At 74.2% G+C, this 19098-nt stretch carries 15 protein-coding genes; 4 read left to right on the forward strand and 11 right to left on the reverse strand.

All coding sequences use genetic code 11. The features are described 5' to 3' along the window. Window positions 1-9 precede the first annotated feature (9 nt). Genes ACWCHM_RS14980 through ACWCHM_RS14995 form a run of 4 tightly spaced genes read right to left on the reverse strand, consistent with a single transcriptional unit; the run spans window position 10 to window position 4109 of the window. Window positions 10-939, reverse strand: a complete 930-nt coding sequence (locus ACWCHM_RS14980; protein WP_454222808.1) for an acyl-CoA thioesterase — start codon at window positions 937-939, stop codon at window positions 10-12. Next, window positions 936-2195, reverse strand: a complete 1260-nt coding sequence (locus ACWCHM_RS14985; RefSeq protein WP_204960971.1) for a glycosyltransferase — start codon at window positions 2193-2195, stop codon at window positions 936-938. Before ACWCHM_RS14985 ends, ACWCHM_RS14980 begins: the two co-directional genes overlap by 4 nt. After that, the gene (locus tag ACWCHM_RS14990; protein WP_204960970.1) at window positions 2158-3078 is read right to left on the reverse strand and encodes an SDR family oxidoreductase; all 921 of its coding nucleotides are present in this window, start codon (window positions 3076-3078) and stop codon (window positions 2158-2160) included. The genes ACWCHM_RS14985 and ACWCHM_RS14990 overlap by 38 nt, the downstream gene beginning before the upstream one ends. Continuing rightward, a complete protein-coding gene (locus ACWCHM_RS14995) occupies window positions 3075-4109 on the reverse strand; it encodes a ketoacyl-ACP synthase III family protein (protein WP_204960969.1) in 1035 nt (344 codons plus the stop codon). Before ACWCHM_RS14995 ends, ACWCHM_RS14990 begins: the two co-directional genes overlap by 4 nt. Window positions 4110-4437: 328 nt before the next feature. Here ACWCHM_RS14995 and ACWCHM_RS15000 point away from each other — a divergent pair, with 328 nt between their 5' ends. Continuing rightward, window positions 4438-4716 carry an acyl carrier protein gene (locus tag ACWCHM_RS15000; protein WP_145920544.1) on the forward strand — a complete coding sequence of 93 codons (279 nt, stop codon included), beginning with the start codon at window positions 4438-4440 and terminating at the stop codon, window positions 4714-4716. A 153-nt stretch (window positions 4717-4869) separates the two neighbouring features. Here ACWCHM_RS15000 and ACWCHM_RS15005 read toward each other — a convergent pair whose 3' ends face one another. Then, on the reverse strand, window positions 4870-11331 hold the full coding sequence (locus tag ACWCHM_RS15005; protein ID WP_454222809.1) for a type I polyketide synthase: 6462 nt from the start codon (window positions 11329-11331) through the stop codon (window positions 4870-4872). Window positions 11332-11665: 334 nt separating this feature from the next. Here ACWCHM_RS15005 and ACWCHM_RS15010 point away from each other — a divergent pair, with 334 nt between their 5' ends. Beyond that, entirely contained in the window at window positions 11666-12487 is an 822-nt protein-coding gene (locus ACWCHM_RS15010; RefSeq protein WP_204960967.1) for a glycosyltransferase domain-containing protein, read from the forward strand. Then, window positions 12484-13182: a class I SAM-dependent methyltransferase gene (locus tag ACWCHM_RS15015; RefSeq protein WP_281898419.1), complete on the forward strand. Its 699-nt coding sequence runs from the start codon at window positions 12484-12486 to the stop codon at window positions 13180-13182. Before ACWCHM_RS15010 ends, ACWCHM_RS15015 begins: the two co-directional genes overlap by 4 nt. On the opposite strand, the gene ACWCHM_RS15020 is transcribed toward ACWCHM_RS15015, so the two are convergent. Beyond that, entirely contained in the window at window positions 13172-14062 is an 891-nt protein-coding gene (locus tag ACWCHM_RS15020) for an NAD(P)H-binding protein (RefSeq protein ID WP_454222810.1), read from the reverse strand. The genes ACWCHM_RS15015 and ACWCHM_RS15020 overlap by 11 nt on opposite strands. Window positions 14063-14133: 71 nt before the next feature. On the opposite strand from ACWCHM_RS15020, the gene ACWCHM_RS15025 reads away from it, so the two are divergent. Then, window positions 14134-15057: a LysR family transcriptional regulator gene (locus ACWCHM_RS15025; protein ID WP_281898422.1), complete on the forward strand. Its 924-nt coding sequence runs from the start codon at window positions 14134-14136 to the stop codon at window positions 15055-15057. Window positions 15058-15103: 46 nt separating this feature from the next. On the opposite strand, the gene ACWCHM_RS15030 is transcribed toward ACWCHM_RS15025, so the two are convergent. The 5 genes from ACWCHM_RS15030 to ACWCHM_RS15050 form a co-directional block, all read right to left on the reverse strand. Continuing rightward, the gene (locus ACWCHM_RS15030; RefSeq protein WP_204960964.1) at window positions 15104-15364 is read right to left on the reverse strand and encodes a hypothetical protein; all 261 of its coding nucleotides are present in this window, start codon (window positions 15362-15364) and stop codon (window positions 15104-15106) included. Between the two features lie 125 nt (window positions 15365-15489). Next, window positions 15490-15900: a hypothetical protein gene (locus tag ACWCHM_RS15035; RefSeq protein WP_454222811.1), complete on the reverse strand. Its 411-nt coding sequence runs from the start codon at window positions 15898-15900 to the stop codon at window positions 15490-15492. A gap of 214 nt (window positions 15901-16114) precedes the next feature. Then, on the reverse strand, window positions 16115-16789 hold the full coding sequence (locus ACWCHM_RS15040; protein ID WP_281898426.1) for a hypothetical protein: 675 nt from the start codon (window positions 16787-16789) through the stop codon (window positions 16115-16117). Between the two features lie 135 nt (window positions 16790-16924). Continuing rightward, complete coding sequence (locus ACWCHM_RS15045; protein WP_281898427.1) at window positions 16925-17506, reverse strand: TetR/AcrR family transcriptional regulator; 582 nt, start codon at window positions 17504-17506, stop codon at window positions 16925-16927. A 13-nt stretch (window positions 17507-17519) separates the two neighbouring features. Then, on the reverse strand, window positions 17520-19028 hold the full coding sequence (locus ACWCHM_RS15050; protein ID WP_454222813.1) for an MFS transporter: 1509 nt from the start codon (window positions 19026-19028) through the stop codon (window positions 17520-17522). Window positions 19029-19098 lie beyond the last annotated feature (70 nt).

Below are 19098 nucleotides of genomic sequence, written 5' to 3' on the forward strand. Positions count from 1 at the left end.
CTCCCCGGCTCAGCGGGCGGGCCGGGTCAACAGCAGCCCCTCCTGGGCCACCGTGGCCACCAGGTCGCCGTCGCGTGCGTACAGGCGGCCGGTCGCCAGGCCACGACCGGCCCCCGCCCACGGGCTGTCGCAGTCGTAGAGCAGCCACTCGTCGGCCCGGCAGGGTCGGTGGAACCACACCGTGTGGTCGATGCTGACGCCGAGGTCACCCGGACCCCACTCGGTCGCGTGCCCGGCCACCATCGCGCTGAGCAGCAGGGGCAGATCCGAGATGAGCACGAGCGCACCGGCGTGCAGCGACCCGTCGTCGGGCAGCCTCCCGGCGACCCGCACCCAGGCCCGGCGGTGCGCCTCGCCCGCCCGTTCCCCGACGGTCCGCGCCCCGGGCGGCGGGCCGAGATACCTGGTGTCGAACGCGAACAGCATGTCCTGCACGGCGGCCAACCGGGCCGGCGCGTCGGCGAGCAGTTCGGCCAGGGTCGGCACCTCGTCCGGCGGCGGAACCTCGGGTGCCGGCCGCAGGTGCGCCGGCCCGACGCCGGGCTCGTGGAACGAGGCGGTCAGGAAGAAGATCGGGGTGTCCCGCTGGAGGGCGACCACCCGTCGGGAGGAGATGGACGGGCCGTCGCGCAGGGTCTCGACCAGGTAGGTGACGGGCCTGCGGCTGTCGCCCGGCCGGGTGAAGGACGCGTGCAGCGAGTGCACCGGTCGACCGGGGCGCACGGTGTGCGCGGCGGCGGTCAGCGCCTGCGCGGCGATCAGCCCCCCGTACCGGCGGGTGGTGCCCCGCGTCGTACCGCGACCGGAGAACACCCCCGCGACGGGGACCAGGCGGTCCGTGGTGACCGTCGCGGGGTCGACGGGTGCCAGGTCGAGCAGTCCGACCACCTCCGCGACGACCGCCCGGGCACGGTCGGCGGCGGTCGCTGCGCCGCTCATCCGGCGAGGTACCTGTCGACCTCGTCGGCGGCGACGAGCGTGCCGTGCGGTTCCGCGCGCATCCGCTCGCCGAGCTGCGCCGCCCGCCGTCGCAGCGCAGCGGTGGTCAGGCGGGACATGCCCGCGAGCAACGCGTCCTCGGACAGGTCGGTGAACCGCACGTGCACACCGACGCCGAGCCGTTCCAGCTGGCGGCCCCAGAACGGCTGGTCGGCGTACGAGGAGCAGACCATCGTGGGGATGCCGGCGCGTACCCCGGCGGCGGTGATGCTGGCGCTGCCGTGGTGCACCACCATCGCGCAGTGCGGCAGCACCAGGTCGTAGTCCACGTAGGGCACCACCCGCAGCTCCGGCGACGTGGACGGCTCGACCCCGGCGAGGCCCCAACCCATGGCCACCAGGCCCCGCAGGCCCAACGACCGGCAGACCCGCCTGATCGACGCCATCATCGCGGCCGGGTCCGACACGTGCGTGCTGCCGAACGTCACCAGGACCGGAGGTTCACCAGCCGCCAACCATGCGGCCAGCTCCGGGTCGAGTGTGGACATGCCGGCGCGGTCCAGGTCGGCCGGGGTCAGCCGGAGGTCACCGACGATCGGACGGTAGGCGTCCCAGGTCAGGCCCGGCACCAGGGTGGGGCTGTAACCCTGCAGCTCCAACGGCCGCCGGAGCTGCTTCGGCGGCGGCGGCATCTCCGGGAGCCCGAGCTGGCGACGGAACTGGAACATCAGGTCGCGCCGGTACCGCCAGGCCCGTCGGGTGTAGTGCAGGTACGTCGCCCGGTTCGCCGCGGCGGTCGGCAGCGGGTCGACGGCCACCAGCGGATGCGGCACCACGTCGTTGGGCCGGGACGGGGTGAGGTCGTACGCGACGAGCGGGACGTCGTACGCCTCGGCCAGCGTCGCGGCCCACTGCTCGCTGACCACGGCGCAGACGATGGCCTCACTGCCGGCGGTGATCTCGATCGCCTCGTCGCCGAACCGACGGCCGTAGTCCCGGTACGCCTCGATCGTGATCTGCAGGAAGGAGTCGAGGGTGCTCTTGGTGACCCACTCCCGGCCCCGCTCGGTCTGCATCATCGACTGCTGGTTCCAGCCGACCGGCACCACGTCGAGCCCCAACTGTCGGGGCAGGTCCACCAGGTTCAGTGAGGCCGCGAGGCGTACCTCGTGGCCGTGGCGGGCCAGCTCGGCGGCGAGCGCGGTCAGCGGATAGACGTCACCGCGACTGCCGAGCGCCAGGACGGTGATGCGCATCGTCGTTCCCCTCCGGTCCTCGGTGCGGCGTCGACCCGTCGCCGGCGTCCAGGTCGGTGGAGAACGCGACCTGCCGCTGGTCCTCCAGCTCGGCCAGGCGCGCGGTCAGTCCGCGCCGGATCGTGGCGTACGCGTCGCTGCCCAGCGCGAGCCGCAGCGGGGCGGTCGGCCCGGTGGCGACGTCGACCACGGCGGCGGCCATCTTCGCCAGGTCGCCCCGGCACGGCAGGCGACCGTCCTGCGCCCGGCGACGCAGGATCGCCGCCGGGGTGCCGGCGTAGGCGGGTGAGGCGGTGGTCAGCTCCTTGCTGCGCCCGAAGAACCCGGTGTGCACGGTGCCGGGCTCGACGATCGTCACGCCTATCCCGAAGCCCTTCACCTCGGCGGCCAGCGACTCGAAGAAGCCCTCCACGCCCCACTTGGTGGCGCAGTAGACGGCCGTGCCGGGCGAGCCCCGTTGCCCGGCCATGCTGGAGATCTGGATGATCCGCCCGCCCCCCTGCGCCCGCAGGTACGGCAGCGCCGCCCGGGCCAGGTGGATGGGCCCGGTCAGGTTCGTCCGGATCTGCCTGTCGACCTGCTCGCCGCTGGCCTCCTCGGCGGCGCCGACCAGCGCGTAGCCGGCGTTGCTGACCACCACGTCGAGGCGGCCGAGCGCCTGGGCGGCGGCGTCGACCACCTGCCGGACCTGCTCCGGGTCGGTGACGTCCAGCCGGGCCGTCCACAGGGTCCCCGACGCGGGGGGCCGCAGGTCGGCCAGGGTGCCCGGGTCGCGGGCGGTGGCCGCCACCGTCTCGCCCCGGGCGAGCAGTTCGGTCACCAGCGCCCGGCCGAGCCCGGTCGAGCTGCCGGTGACGAGCCAGGTACGCGGGGACACGGTCATGCCCCGGCCCACTCCGGGACGTCCAGGATCTCCAGGACCGCGCAGGACATGGTGGCCGGCGCGCCGCCGTACAGCAGCAGGTGGTCGCCGGCGGTGAGCTGCCCGGTGACCAGCAGGTGGTTGAGGGAGAGTAGCTGGTCGCTCGCGCCGGTGTGCCCGACGCCGCGGCCGAACTGCCAGGTGGTGCGCTCCATCGTGATGCCCAGCGGTTCCACCAGGTCGTGCTGCACCATGTACGCCGCCGCGTTCCCGCAGATCACCCGGGTCATGTCGGCCAGCTTGCGGTCCGCCTCGTCGAGCGTGCGGTCGATCAGGTCGAGCCGGGCCCGGTTGCGCAGTTCGTTGGCGTCGCTCAGCGACATCACGTTGGTGCGGAAGTACTCGGCCCGTTCGCGCATGTCGATCGTGCGGCCCTGGCCCGCCGCCGGGGGGTACAGCGGCTCGCCGCCCCGGTACAGCGGCTCCACCTCGGGCACCGCCACGCTGCCCACGGCGCACAGCCGGGCGAAGCCGTGGTCGCGGTCCAGCAGCAGCGCGCTGCCGGCGTCGCCCAGGATGAACCCGGGGGCCGAGTTCCACCTGTCGATCAGCGGTGAGCCGAGGTTCTCGGCCGTGGTCACCAGGACCGTCCGGTCCGCCGCCGCGCCGGCCAGGTGCCCGGCGGCGATCTCCAGCGCCGCGAACACGCCGTTGCAGCCCAACCGGACCTCGAACGCGGGGGCCGCCGTGCCGACGACCTCCCGCTGGATGTACGGGGCGGGCAGCCACATCTCCGGACCCTGGTGGTAGATGGAGGCGTGCAGCACCAGGCCGATCCCGCTCGGGTCGGCGGCGGCGCGGGTCAACGCCTGTCGGGCCGCGTGCACGGCCATCTCCGGCGGCGAGACGTCCCCGGCGATGCAGGCACCCGTCAGCCGGTTCTCCAGGTAGGCGGCCGGGCTGTAGTCGCCGCGCCGGGCGGCCTGCCCGGCGTCGGTCACGGGCGGCTGGAAGACACCCAGCCCGGACAGGTGAACGTTGGTGATCTTCAACCGCGTCTCCCGGGTCGGCCGGCCACGGCGTCACGTCCGCCTTTGGCAAGGACTGTAGTGGCCCCGCGCGGGCAGGCGGTGTACCCGACCTCGACGCCGGGCTGAGGACTGCTCGAATTCCGCTGCCGCTACGACTTCAGCACCCGTGGAGGCCATGTCCGGCGCATTGACCAGCGCGAGTGTCCGTTGGTAGCTTCGGCCCACTCATTTCGGAAATATGTCGTCGACCGACGTGATGACGCCGCGGGTCGTCGGTGACAGCCGATGACGACGTCGACCGACGCCGACCCCGCCGCCCCGCGCCATCCGAGAGGAAGGTAGCTCAACCATGTCAGCCGACGAGGTCCTGGCGTTCACCATGCAGGCGCTCCGCGAGATGAACTTCTACACCGACGACACCGGCCCCGACTCCATGCTGGGACCGTCCGGGGTGGACCTCGACTCGCTCGCCGTGTCCGAGCTCGCGCTGCGGGTCGAGGACCAGTTCGGCGTGACGTTCGACGACGACGACATCGAGACGCTCGCCATCATGACGCTCGGCGAGTTCGCCGCCGAGGTGGCCCGGCGTGCAGAGCTGATCCCGCAGGCCGACGCGGCACGCGGCTGACGGCGCACCGGGGCGACCGGCGCACGGGGCGACACCCCACGTACGACCCGGTGGCGGTGACCGGCACGCCCGCGGTCACCGCCACCACCCGTGTCCCGACCCGGGTGCGCCGAGAGCGGGGGCCCCGCCGTACCGCCCACCGGCCCGGCCCGGTCAGCGCCGGCCGGCCCCACCCAACTGGCTGAACACCTCACCTGCCAGGTCGGCGACACTGTGGCCGCCGAGCATCTTCGCGATCGGCAGCAGCATCCCCAGGTCGCGCTGGACCCGGGTCCGGACCTCCACGGCCATCAGCGAGTCCAGGCCCTGCCGCTTGAGCGGACGCCGGGTGTGCACCTGAGCCGACGGCATGCCCAGCACCTCCGCGAGGACCTGGGCCAGGTAGCGTTCCACGGCGTCCCGGTCGGTCAGCGTGCCGGCCACCCCGGGCCCCGCCTGCGCGGTCCCCACCTCGCCGGCACGCGGCTGCCCGGGATGCGCAGGCGTGGCGTCGGTGACGTCCACCGGTCGCGCCGGGGCCGGGGCGGTCGGCGGCGACCCGGGGACGACGGCCGACGCGGCGGCGGGTACGGCGACGGCGGCGGGTACGGGTGCCGCGACGGCCGTGGGGTCGGCGAGCAGGTCGCGCAGCAGTGGAGAGGTCGCCGCGTCCGGGTGCGCGTCCGCCCACCGCCGCCAGTCCGCCGGCAGCACCACGCCGTGGGTGGCGTCGCGGGCCAGCAGCAGGCGCAGCGCCTCGATGCCCTCCCGGGGACTGAACGTGTCCATGCCGGCCGGGTTGATCGCCCGGCCGTGCTCCCGCCCGACCCGCGCCGGCATGCCTACCGACCAGAAGCCCCAGTTCACGCTGAGCGCGGTCAGCCCGGCGAGGCGGCGCTGGTCGGCCAGCGAGTCCAGGGCCGCGTTCGCAGCCGCGTACGCGCCGAGCATCGGGGAGCTGAGCACCGCCGAGCCCGAGGAGAACAGCACGAAGAAGTCCAGCGGCTGCTCGGCGAAGAGCCGGTGCAGCACGGCCGCGCCGGTGACCTTCGGGCGCAGGACCGCCGACATGGTCTGGTCGTCCAGCTCGGACAGGGCGCGGTACTCGATCACCCCGGCGGCGTGCACCACGCCCCGGATCGCCACCCCGTCCTCGCCGTGCCGCTCCACCACCGTCCGCATCGCCTCCTCGTCGGCCACGTCGACCGCCTCGTACGCCACCCGCACCCCGTGCCGGCGCAGCTCCGCCAGCCGGTCCGCGCCGCCGGTCCCGGAAAGCGGGGTACGCCCGGTGAGCACGATGTGCCGGGCCCCCTCGCGGACCAGCCAGTCGGTGACCACCAGGCCGAGGTCGCCGAGCCCGCCGGTCACCAGGTAGCCGGCTGTCGGATCGATGCGGACCGGCCGGTGCGGGACGGGTGGTGCGGCCGGCTGCGGCGCGGTCAGCTCCCCGACCGACACCAGCACCTTGCCGACGTGCCGGGCCTGGGCCATGTACCGGAACGCGCCGACCACGTCGGTCGCGGGAAAGACGCGGTGCGGCAGCGGTTCGAGCAGACCGGCCTGTACCAGGGCCAGGGTCTCCTGAAGGATCGCGCCGAGCCGACGCGGTTCGTTGAGCCCGAGGTCCACCACGTCGACCACGAAGAACGACGCCCCGCGCGCCAGCAGCCGCAGGTCAAGCCGGGTGCCCTCGACCAGGTCACGCCGGCTCAGCTCGACGTAGCGCCCCCGGTCGGCCAGCAACTCCACGCTGCGCAGCAGGCCCTCCCCCGCCTGCGTGTTGAGCACCACGTCGACGCCCTCGCCCCGGGTGGCGTCCCGGATCTCGTCGGCGAACCCGGTGCTGCGCGAGTCGGACACGTGCGCGACGCCCATCATCCGCAGCAGCGCGCGCTTGTCCGGGCTGCCCGCGGTGGCGTACACCTCGGCGCCGCGCCAGCGGGCCACCTGCACCGCGGCCAGGCCCACCCCGCCGGTGGCGTGGTGGATCAGCACCCGTTCGCCGGGCCGCACCTGCGCCAGGTGCACCAGCGAGTGGTACGCGGTGACCATGGCCACCGGCACGGTGGCGGCCTCCTGCGCGGTGAGCCTGGCCGGCCGCCGGCGCACCAGGTGCGCGTCGACGCAGAGGTGGCCGGCGGCGGGTGAACGCAGCGAGATGGCCACCACCTCGTCGCCGGGCCGCAGTCCGGCCACGCCCGGTCCGACCCGGGTGACCGTGCCGGCGCACTCGCCGATCACGCTCGCGGGCTGGTCGGACAGGCGCGGATACAGGTCCATGGCGATCAGCACGTCGCGGTAGTTCAGGGCGAGGTGGTCGGCGCGGACCTCCACCTCGCCCGGCCCCGGCGGCCGGCGCGGCACCGGCACCAGGCGCACCCCGTCGAGCAGGCCGGGCGAGGTGACCTGGATCTGGTGGGTGACGTCGGCGTCGTCCGGCCGGGCGGTGGGCGTGGGCAGCAGGCGGGCGGCGTACCGCTGGCCGTCACGCAGCGCCACCTGGTCCTCCGGTCCGACACCTGCCAGTTCCCGGTCCAGCGCGGCGGCGAGTTCGGCGGGTGGACCCGCCGGGTCCAGGTCGACCAGCACGCAGCGCAGTTCCCGGTGCTCGTGGGCGACGACCCGGCCCAGGCCCCAGAGCGCGCCCTGCCACATCGACACGGTCCGGTCGGCGTCGCGCACCCGGTGCGCGCCCCGGGTGCCCAGCGACAGCCGGGGCGGCTCGGGCAGACCGGCGTCGGCGAGCGCCCGCAGCAGCCGCAGGACGCTGCCGCAGCCGAGGCGTTCGGCCTCCCCGGCCGCCTGCTGCGCCGGTTCGGAGCCGTCGGGCTGCGCGTCCAGCGTCCAGAGGTGCACCACCTCGGTCGGCGCGAGGCCGTCGAACCCGGCCCGGACGTCGGCGAGCAACCGCCGGTACTGCGCCGGTGCCGTCGGGTCGATCTCGTACCGGTCGGCCGCCAGCCGTTGGTACCCGTCGCCCGCGAACACCCGGACGTCGGCGGGCAGGGCGGCACCGACGCCGGACCGGTCGGCGAAGACCAGCCGGCGGTCGGCCGGCCGGTGCGGGTCGGACAGCGCCGGCAGCGGCTGCCAGCGCAGCTCGTGGAACCACCCGTCGGGGTCGCGCACCGAGTCCGGGGGCTGCAGGTACTGCAGGCGCAGTCCCTCGATCTCGACGATCACCCGGCCGTCGGCGTCGGCCACCACGAGGTCGCCGCAGACCGAGTCGGACCGCCAGGCGGTGACCGCGACGGCGTGCGCCCAGCCGGGGACGCCCGGGTCGGGGTGGACCGTCACCGCGTCGATGCCGCCCAGGACGAACGCCGACGACAGGTCCCCGGCCGGGATCAGCGACGCGAGGACCTGCCCGCAGGCGTCCAGCAGCGCCGGGTGGCAGGTGTACCCGGTCGGGTCGACCCCGGCGGGCACCTCGATGCGGCCCAGGGCCTGCCCGTCGCCCGTCCAGAGTTCCGCGATGCCCTGGAACGCGCCCCGCCACTCGTTGCCCCGGGCGGCGAACCGGCGGTAGAAGTCGACCCCGGTCAGGTGGTCGGGGCAGGCGGCGCGGGTCGCCTCCAGCGGCAGCCGACGCCGTCCGGGCGGCGCGGTGCGGGTCACCGTCGCGGTGACGTGCGTCGTGTCCGCCCCGGTCACCGCCACGTCCCAGGTGTCGGGTCCGCGCGGGGTGAACGTGGTGGACAGCGCGGGCGGCGGCTGGTCCGGACGCAGGAACAGCGCGTCGAGGTAGCGGATGTCGCGCAGCACGGGTGTCTGTCCGCCGCAGACCCCGGCGGCGGCGGTGTTCAGCAGCTCGACGTACGCGGTGCCCGGCAGGACCACGGTGCCCTGCACCCGGTGGTCGAGCAGGTACGGCTCGCGGGCCGGGTCGACGACCCGGTCCACGCGGTGCGGGGCCGGTTGTCCGGCCGGGGTCGGGGCGAGCCAGTACCGCTGGCGCTGCCACGGGTAGGACGGGAGCCGCACGTAGCGGGGCGGGGGCCCGCCGACCACCCGGTGCCAGTCGACCGGGCAGCCGGCGCGGTGCAGGGCGGCGACGGTGTCGAGCAGGCTGGCCCGTTCCGGCTCGTCGCGACGCAGGCAGCCGACGGCGGCACCGTCGGTCCCGGCCGCCGCCAGGGTTTCCTGGATGGCCGGCAGCAGGATGGGGTGCGGGCTGATCTCGACGAACACCGTGTCGCCCGAGCCGGCGAGGTGTGCCACCGCGGCCCCGAACCGCACCGGTTCGCGCAGGTTACGGATCCAGTAGGCGGCGTCCCACCCGGAGCCGTCGCAGGGGGCGTCGTCCACGGTGGAGTACAGCGGGACGTGACCCGCGTGGGGGGTGATGTCACCGAGGTCGGCCAGCAGTTCGTCGCGGAGCTGGTCCATCTGCGGGCTGTGCGAGGCGACGTCGACCCTGACCTGCCGGCAGAACACGCCACGCTCGTCGAGGCCCGCGACGATGGTCGCCAGCGCCTGCGGGTCGCCGGAGAGGACGGTCGAGGTGGGGCTGTTGCTGACCGCCACGGAGACGAGGTGCTCGTGGCCGGCCAGGGCGGCCTGGGCCTCGGCGGCGGACAGCTCCACCGAGTACATGACGCCCTGCCCGGCGACGGTGCGCAGCAGCCGGCTGCGCCGGCAGATGACCGCGCCGGCGTCGGCGAGGCTGAGCGCGCCCGCCGCGCCCGCCGCCGCCACCTCGCCCATGCTGTGCCCGACCACGTGGTCGGGTTCGATGCCCCAGTCGCGCAGCACCGCGCACAGCGCGGTCTGCATCGCCCACAGGGTCGGCTGGACGGTGTCGATGGACGCCGGGGCATCGGTCTCCCCGGTCAGCCGGGCCAGCAGCGACCAGCCGACCTCGGCGCGGATCACCTCGTCGCAGCGGGTGAGCGTGTCGCGGAAGACCGACGAGCGGGCCAGCAGTTCCCGGCCCATGCCGTCCCACTGCGAGCCCTGTCCGGGAAAGACGAAGACGACCGTGGGCCGGTCGCCGTCCACCGGTGCGGACGCGGTGACGCCGAGCCGGGGGCGGGACTCACCGGCGGCGTACGCCAGCAGCCGCTCGACCAGGTCGTCGGGTGACGCGCCGACCGCGGTCAGCCGGTTCTCGTGGTGGTCGCGGCGGGTGGCCGCGCTGAAGCACACGTCGCGCAACGGCAGGTCCCGTCCGCCGCCGCCCGGCCCGAGGAACCGCGCGTAGTCGGTGGCGAGGGCGGTGAGCGCCTCCCGGTCGGGTGCGGAGAGCACCAGGAGCTGCGCCGCGTCCCCGTCGGGCGCATCCCCGTCGGCGGGCGTGGGTGCCGGTGCGGTGTACTCGCCGAGCACCACGTGGGCGTTGGTTCCGGAGATGCCGAACGAGCTGACCCCGACCAGGCCCGGCCGGCCGGTCTGCGGCCAGGGGGTGCGCTCCCGTACCAGCCGTAGCCGCAGCCCCGCCCAGTCGACCGCGCCGGTCAGCTCGGCGGCGTGCAGGCTCGGCGGGATCTCCCGGTGCTGGAGCGCGAGCACCGCCTTGACGACCCCGGCCAGCCCGGCGGCCGCCTCGGTGTGGCCGATGTTCGTCTTGACCGAGCCGACCAGGCAGTGCCCGTCCCGGCCCGCGCCGGCCACCGCGCCGAGGGCACCCAGCTCCACCGGGTCACCGGCCGGGGTCCCGGTGCCGTGCGCCTCGACGTAGTCCACCAGTGCGGCGGACACGCCCGCGTCGGCGTACGCCGCGCGCAGCGTCTCCTCCTGGCCGGCCTGGGAGGGCGTGAGCAGGTAGCCGCCGGACTGGCCGTCGTTGCCGACCGCCGACCCCCAGATCACCGCGTGGACGGCGTCGCCGTCGGCCTCGGCGCGGTCCAGTGGTTTGAGCACCAGCACCGCCACCCCCTCGCTGCGGACGAACCCGTCGCCGTGGGCGCTGCCGAACTTGCACCGGCCGTCGGCGGCGAGCATCCGGGCCGCCGAGAACGGGATGGTCTCCTCGGGGGCGAGGACCAGGTTCACCCCGCCGGCCAGGGCCAGTTGGGTCTCCCCGTTGCGCACGCTCTGGTAGGCCAGGTGCAGCGCCGCCAGGCTGGAGGAGCAGGCGCAGTCCACCGCCATGCTGGGGCCGCGCAGGTCGAAGGCGAAGGACACCCGGCCGGCCAGGAAGCTGCGCGCGCCGCCGGTCGCCGCGTGCAGGTCCAGCACCGACGCGTCGTTCAGCAGGTTCCCGTACGCCGACGACATGCCGCCGACGTAGACGCCGGTGCGGGTGGTGGACAGCCGGTCGCGGGTCAGACCCGCGTCGGCCAGCGCCTCGGCCGCGGTCTCCAGCAGCAGCCGCTGCTGGGGGTCCATCCGTTCCGCCTCCCGGGGCGCCACCCCGAAGTAGCCGGCGTCGAACTGGTCGATCTGGTCGAGGAAGCCGCCCCGGCGGCTGACGATCCGGTTCGGCGTGCCCGGTCGCGGGTCGTGGTAGGCGTCGATGTCGTACCGGCTGGCCGGCACGTCGGTGATCGCGTCTGCGCCGTCGCTGAGCAGACGCCAGAACTGCGCCAACCCGTCGGCGCCGGGGAACCGGCAGCCGATGCCCACCACGGCGACCGGTGTCCCGCCCGGTGTCCCGGCCCGCGTGCGCGCCGACTCGTCCCGTCCGGTCATCCGCCCCGCCTCTCTCGGCGTCCGTGTGCTGACTGCGACCCGAGTCTTCCGGCCACCGCTCGGAAACGACTTGAGAAACCACGGACACCGGTGGGCAGACCCGCTCGTCTTCCGGTCGGGGCCGCCGGCACGGGGCCCCGCCCGGCCGTGGCCGGCGGTGGCCTCGTCCTTGAGAACGGCTCGACGACGGGCCGGGGACGGATGCCGACTGTCGACAACGACGGCCGTGGATCGATAGTTTGACAGCCGGTCCGTCCCGGCCCACAGGTCGGGCACCAGGGCGCATCCGGTGCGGTCCAACGGCACGAACCACCAGCACGATTGGACGCCGACCATGCGGGTCATCACCATCGCCACCGACCTCGACCACCCCTTCCTGCGGCGGCTGCTGGAGCCGTCCTGCGCGGCGGTGGGGCTCGAACTGGTCGTCCTGGAAGGACGGCAGAAGGGGTTCCGGCCCCGGGACAAGCGGGCGCTGCTGACCGACTACCTCGCCCGGCACGTGGCACCAGACGAGCTGGTGCTGTTCACCGACGCGTACGACACGCTCCTGCTGCGCGGGGAGCAGTACATCCGCACGGCGTACGCGGGTTTCCCGCAACGGGTGGTGTTCAGCGCCGAGCCGAACAGCTGGCCGATGGGCCCCGTCGGTCTCGCGTTGCACGAGGACCCGCCCGTCGGCCCGTACCCGTATCTCAACAGCGGCGGTTTCCTCGGGCCCGCCGGTGACCTCCTGGCCCTGTGCGCGGCGTATCCGGACCCCCCGAGCGGGCGTTTCCCGCTGCTGAACCGGCTGCGGGCGCACCAGGTCGACACGGACCGGCTGCACGGCACGAGCGACCAGTACTACTGGACCCTCGTGCAGCTCCTCGAACCGGACACCGTCGGGCTCGACCACGGGGCCGTCCTGTTCGAGAACTTCGCGCCCAGGGTCAGCAACTTCTGCGAGCTGAACCGCTGGACCGACGACTTCCGCACCCACGGCAGGCAGTCGGCCAGCTACCGGCGGGAACGCTCCCGGCTCCTGTCGCGGCTGCGCACGCCCAGCGGGGCGGCCCAGGTGCACTTCGCCTCCGCCCTGGCCAAGACGGTGGTCCTCGACCTGCTCGACGAGGATCTGCTGCCCTCCTGGCTGGTGGGGATGGTGGCACGGTGACCGCGCGACCGGAGTACGAGCAGCGCCACCGTCCGTCGCTGCAACGCAACGAACTCCAGCGCAACGACCTGCTGGCCATGCAGGCGCTGGCTCCGCTGTCACTGACGTACCTGCCGTGGAGCGCGAGCGCCATGCGCCCGAGCGGGGTCGTCGCGGTGCTCAACGAGATCATGGTGAACCGGCGGCGGTGCGTCGTCGAACTGGGCGGCGGGGTCTCCACCTTCTATCTCGGCCGGCTGCTGCGGCAGCGCGGCGGGCACCTGTGGACGGTGGAGCACGACGGGCGCTGGGCGGAACTGCTCGGTCAGGAGCTGGCCGACGAGGGCCTGGCCGACGTGGTGACCGTGGTGCACGCCCCGCTGACGTCGGTGCCGGCGTCGTGGCCGGGCGAGGAGTCGACCTGGTACGCGCCGGAGCGGCTGCGGGAGATGACCGCGGGCCGCCCCGTCGACCTGCTGCTCGTCGACGGGCCGCCCGCCCACCAGAGCGGGTACGCGCACGCCAGGTATCCCGCCGGTCCCTTCTTCGCGCCGCTGCTCGCCGAGGATTTCGCCGTCGTGCTCGACGACATCGACCGGCAGGGTGAGCAGGACATCATGCGGTGCTGGGAGGAGGAACTGGGGGTGACGTTCGAGCACCGCCCGACCAACGGCCGGATCGGCATCGGCCGCCCCGGTCCCGCGTTCACGGTGTGAGCGGGGCCTGCCGCTGCGCGACGGCGGGCGCGAGCGTCGACGCGCACCACTGCCGGAAGGTGGTCCCGCCGTCCCCGCCGGGCGCGGGCGGGTAGACGCCGGCGGCCTGCGCGCGGGCCATCTCGACCATGGCGTCGACGACCGCCGGGCTGGCTCCGGCCGCCGTGTACCGGGCACGGTGGTCCTCGAACGTGGCCCGGTGGTAGGTGACCGGGCGGCCGAGCGTCTCGGAGATGATCTGTGCCAGCTCGCGGGGAGTGTGGTCGACGGGCTGCCGGACGGGGACGCCGGCCCGGCCGGTCCAGGTGCGGTCGGTGAGCAGTGCCGTGGCCGCGGCGGCGATGTCGGCGGTGGCGACGGCGGGCAGCGGCGCGTCGGGGTCGGCGGGGAGCACGAACCTGCCCTCGTCGCGGATCAGATCGACCTGGTGCAGCAGGTTCTCCATGAAGAACGGTGGCTGAAGGGAGCGGTAGGCGGCCCCGCTGTCCTCCAGCGCCGAGTCCATCGCCCAGGCCGCCGCGAGCAGCCCCGACGGGCCGGTGAAACCGCGGCCGAGTGAGGAGACCGCGACGACCCGGGATACGCCGTGGGCCCGGACGGCGGCCGCGATCGGGCGGGCGAAGCGGAGGTAGTGCTCGGTCACGTCCGGGGCGGTGTAGTCGGGCGGCACGAGCACGAACAGCGCCCCGGCGTCGGCCAGCGCGGTGTCGAGCACGGCGGGGTCGGCGTGGGAGCCGGCGACCACCTCGGCGTCGGTGCGCAGGTGCTCGGGCAGGCGGGCGGGGTCGCGGGCGACGAGGCGCAGCGGCGCGCCGGTGGCGTGCAGACGGGCGGCTACGGCGGCACCGATGGTGCCCGTGGGGGTCGTGACGACGATCATGACGCCCATCGTCACGCGGTGGGCGTCATGGTGAGAAGGACCGGTTCGGGCGCGATCATTAACCTGGGGGCATGAATCACGTGGAGTCGAGGGCGCTGCGCTACTTCGTGGCCGTCGCCGAGGAACTCAACTTCACCCGGGCGGCCCGCCGGCTCGGCATCGCCGCACCGGCGCTGTCCAGGGCGGTCGCCGGCCTGGAGACGGACCTCGGCGTACGGCTGTTCGCGCGCACCACCCGCAGCGTCCGCCTCACCGAGGTGGGCGCGCTGCTCCTGGCCGACGCGCGGGCGGCGCTCGTCGCGCTCGACGCCGCCACCCTGCGGGCCCGCCGGGCGGCCGGGGTGACTGACGGCAGGCTGGTGCTCGCGGTGAAGGCCGACGTCGAGGCGGGGCTGCTGGAGGACGTGCTCGCGGCGTACGCCACCGAGCCGGCGGCGGTGCCGGTCGAGGTCGTGTTCACCGGCTGGCGGGAACAGCCCCGGCTGCTGCGTGCGGGCGAGGCCGACGTGGCGATCGTCGTCGAGCCGTTCGACACCGACGGGCTGGACGTCGAGCCACTGCTGCGGGAGCCGCAACTGCTGGCGCTGCCGGCCGGTCACCCGCTCGCCGGGTCACCCCGGCTGCGGCTGGCCGACGTCGAGACGGGCCACCGGCCGGCGGTCCCCGGCGCGCACGTCTACGTACGGCACGGGGAGCAGCGGCCGCCGTTCGGGGACATGGTGCAGATGCTGCGGCAGATCGAACTCGGACGGATGGTCGCGCTGTTGCCCGCCTCGGTGGCCGCGCGCAACGCCCGGCCGCAGTTGACCTGGCGGCCGGTCGAGGACGCGCCGGAGGCGGCCTTCGCGGTGGCCTGGCCGCAGCATTCGCATTCGCTGGCGGTGGCGGCGTTCGTCCGGATCGCCACCGCCGTCGCCGCTGACCGCCCGGCCGACGCCTGTACGCTGCGGGCGACCGGGGCGACCGACTCCGGACAGGTGCGGGTCGTCCCCTGACCGGCCGACCAGAGCCGTCAGGCCGGGCAACAGGCAACCGGGGCTCTCAGCCCGCGATCGAGGCCCGGAAGTACCAGCCGTTGTACTGGCTGTCGGGCAGGGTGCGGTAGACGCAGCTGTTGGCGACCTCGCCCCAGTAGCTGGCGTCGATGCGCCACTGCTCGCACTCCTCGTACGTGGCGAAGGCCCCGTTCCAGTCCCACGGCACGGCGGCGGCCGGGGCCGGCTGGACGGTGAAACTGACGGCGGCAGCCGCGGTGGCGACCACCGCGAGTCGGGTGAACCGGCGGCGCATCGGCTGGGGCATGGGGGTCCTTCCGCAGGGGTGACGGGACTGCGACCGATCGTAGATCCACAGTGGCCGATCGCTGATCCACCGTTCGGCCAACCCCCGGGAGGGCGGCGCGGGGCGGCCGGGCCGTACGGGAGGTGTCAGTCGTGGACGCCGACGTGGAAGTTGAAGACCGCACCGTTGCGCTTGAGGGTGAGGTTCCACTTCCCACCGTCCTTCAGCACCACCGGGTTGGAGGTCGGATACCGCTGGAGGAACCAGTCCTCCAACCGCTGCGCCTCGGCCACGGGAAGCACCCCGACCTCCCCGATCGCCGCCGCGTGGTGCGGTTCCTGGTTGCAGCCGGCGTTGAACCGGTAGCTGCTGTCGCGGTTCCACCGGCCGCTGCCCAGCATCGTGACCGTCACCGGGCCGGAGTGCTGGAACGCCAACTGCGGGACCGCGGGATCGGCGACGACCACGCCGGGTGGCGTCTCCAGGGACGGGAACGGCACCGCCACCGTCTCGATGACGGCCTGCGACGCCCAGTTGAAGTCGACCTCGAACGGCATGCCCATCCTCCTGACCGGGGTGTCCCGTCCGCCGGCCTGTCGCGACGGCACGTCGACGTGACCCATCATGGGCGGGACCCCTCGTCACATGGCGGCTACTGTCCGTGCCCGGACACTGCCGACCAACCGACAGCGTCCGACACGGACCCGGCCCGGCGGGCGGTGGCGACGCCGACCGTCGGTGACGGACCGGTCGTCGTGCCGCCGACCCTCGTCAGCAGGCGGCGCGCTGGCCGGAGTAGTGGACGCCGATCCGGCCGACCACGGTCAGGTCGGTCAGGGCGGTGTCGGCGGCACGGTTGACGTAGCAGGAGTACCGGTGCTGGTTGATCACCTCAAGGTGGATGTGCGCGCCGCTGTCCCCGTTGACCTGGTAGCAGCTGGAGTACCGGAACCGGCCGGTCTCGCCGAGCTTGGTCCACGGGCCGACCGAGGCGCCGACGACCACACCGCCGGGCTTGTTGTTCACGTGCATCACGTCCGCCCGGCCGACGACCCCGCCGGTCGTGGTGTCCCGGGCCTCCAGCCCGATCCGGTAGCCGCCGTCGGCGAGGTTGCCGGTCGCGCAGCCCGGCCGGACGGTGACCACGGTGACCGCGACCGGGTGCCCGGCCGCGGTCTTGGTGCCGAACGGGGAGACGACGGTGGCCCCCGGGTTGCGGTAGATGTCGACCGCCCAGTCGTTGGTGTAGCCCCAGTTGCCGAACACGATGTGGTGGTTGGCCGGCCCGGACCCGCCGAACCTGTTCCAGGTGGACGAGTCCTGGATCGGCGGGTAGACCCCGATCGCGTCGGCGGTGTCGTGCGCGGCGGCCGGGGTCGCCGGTACGGCGACGGCTCCCAGCACGAGCGCGAGTGCGCCGAGCGTACGGGCGATGCGGAACCTCATCGTGCCTCCGAAGGGTGTGCGGAGCGGAACGAAACCACCTCGCCGATCGACGAGAGTGGATGAGGATACCGCCTGCGGCGGGACGTCGACAGCCGCCGACGTCGCGACCGTGACGGGCCGTGCCGGTCGCCCGGCTCAGGGCATGAGCGTCTCCCACAGGTGCGGGTGCCGGGTCAGGTGCAGCAGCCGTTCCAGCAGTCGTCGGTGGGCCGGGGTATGCGTCGGGGCCCCCCACAGGGGCGCGCTTCCCATGCCGTCCGCCGCCGCGACCACGAGCGCCAGCACGTCGGCGGGCAGCCCGTCGGCGGCGAGGGCCGCCGCCAGCCGTTCCGCGTCGGCGCGGGCGAGTTCGGCGACCGCGGGCAGCGTCATGAGCTGGGTGACCAGCGCCATCGAGGCGCGTACGGCGGCGTCGTCGTCGGCGGGGGCGACCGACGCGCGTAGGTAGGCCCGGGTCAGCCGTCCCGGTGCGGTGTCCGTGGGGTCCAGCGCGGCGTCGATGCCGGCCTGGAAGGAGGCGAGCTGGTCGCGGGCCAGTTCCAGGATCAGGTCGTCCTTGCTGGCGAAGTGGTAGATCAGGCCGCCCTTGGACACGCCGGCGAAGCGGGCGATGTCGTCCAGCGAGGCGTGGATCCCCCGGGCGCGGACGACGTCCGCGGCGGCGTCCAGCAGGGCACGTCGGGTGTCCTGCGGCGACCGGCCGGCTGTGCGTCCCACGGCGACACCGTACCTACGGCCGCGTGGGACGCGGTGAGGGGATGAGCACCCAGGCCAGCACCGCCGCGCCGAGGGTCAGCGCCGCGGCGAGCGACGAGGTGACCTGCACGCCGGTGATGAACGCGTCCCGCGCCCCGGCGGCGGCCTGCGGCGGCAGCACCTGCAACGCCGAGCCCAGCGAGTCACGGACCCGGGCCGCGTCGGCGGCCGGCAGACCGGACGGAACGTTCACCGCGTGCCGGTAGACCAGTGACAGCAGGGAGCCCAGCACCGCGATGCCCAGCACCACGCCGAGTTCGTTGGCGGTCTCGGTGATCGCCGAGACGGAACCGGCCTTGCGCGGGGGTGCGGCCGAGATGATGGCGTCGCCGGTCAGGGTCATCGCCAGCCCGATGCCGAGGCCGATGGGCACGAGCGCCAACCCGAGCCACAGGTACGGCGCGTGCGCGGCGACCGCCACCCCGGCCAGCCCTGCGGCGGCCAGGCCCAGGCCGAGCGCGATGGCCCGGCCCCGGCCGAACCGGGCAACCACCGCGGCGATGATCACGACGACGACGATCGAGGCCAGGGTCGCGGGCAACTCGGCCAAGCCCGCCTGCAACGGGCCGAACCCCCTGGCGAACTGGAGGTACTGCGAGAAGAAGAACAGCATGCCGACCAGCGCGAAGATGGCGATGACGTTGGCGACGACCGCCCCGAGGAACGCCGGGTTGCCGAACAGCTCGACGTCGAGCATGGGCTGTTCCAGCCGCCGCTGCCGCCGCACGAACAACACCCCGGCGGTCACGCCGACCAGCAGGCAGGACACCGTCACGCCGTCGACGCCAGCCCCGACCACGTGTTTGACGGCATACACCAGCGGCACGACCGCCGCCATGGACAGCACCGCGGAGAGCACGTCGAAGCGGCCCGGTCGCGGGTCGCGGGACTCCGGGAGCAGTAGCACGCCGGAGACCACCACCAGGACCATCACCGGCACGTTGATGAGGAACACCGAGCCCCACCAGAAGTGCTCCAGCAGGAACCCGCCCACCAGCGGCCCGACCGCCGACCCGGCGCCGAAGGCGGTGGACCAGATGGCGATGGCCCGGGTCCGTTCCCCGCTGTCGGTGAAGATGTTGCGGATCAGCGACAGGGTGGACGGCATCAGCGTCGCGCCGGCCACGCCGAGCAGCAGCCGGGCCCCGATCAGCGCCGGTGCGCTGGGGGCGAACGCGGCCAGCAGCGACGCCGCGCCGAACGCCACCGAACCGACCAGCAGGACCCGCTTGCGCCCGAACCGGTCGGCCAGGTTGCCCATCAGCACCAGCAGCCCCGCCAGGGTCAGCGAGTAGACGTCACCGATCCAGAGGACCTGTTCCGCGGTCGGCGTCAGGCTCGCGGTCAGCGCCGGAACCGCCAGCGAGAGCACCGTCCCGTCGACGGCGAGCAGCAGCACCGCCGCGGCCAGCACGGCCAGTGCCGCCCACCGGCGGCGGGTGGACAGCACCGGAGCGGAAACCGGGGTCGAGGACGTGACCACGCCGGAACTGTACCGACCAGCCGGTACAGTTCGTCAGGGTGACCTGCCGCACCCCCGGCTGCCGGCCCGT

The organism is Micromonospora sp. SCSIO 07396 (assembly GCF_053667945.1).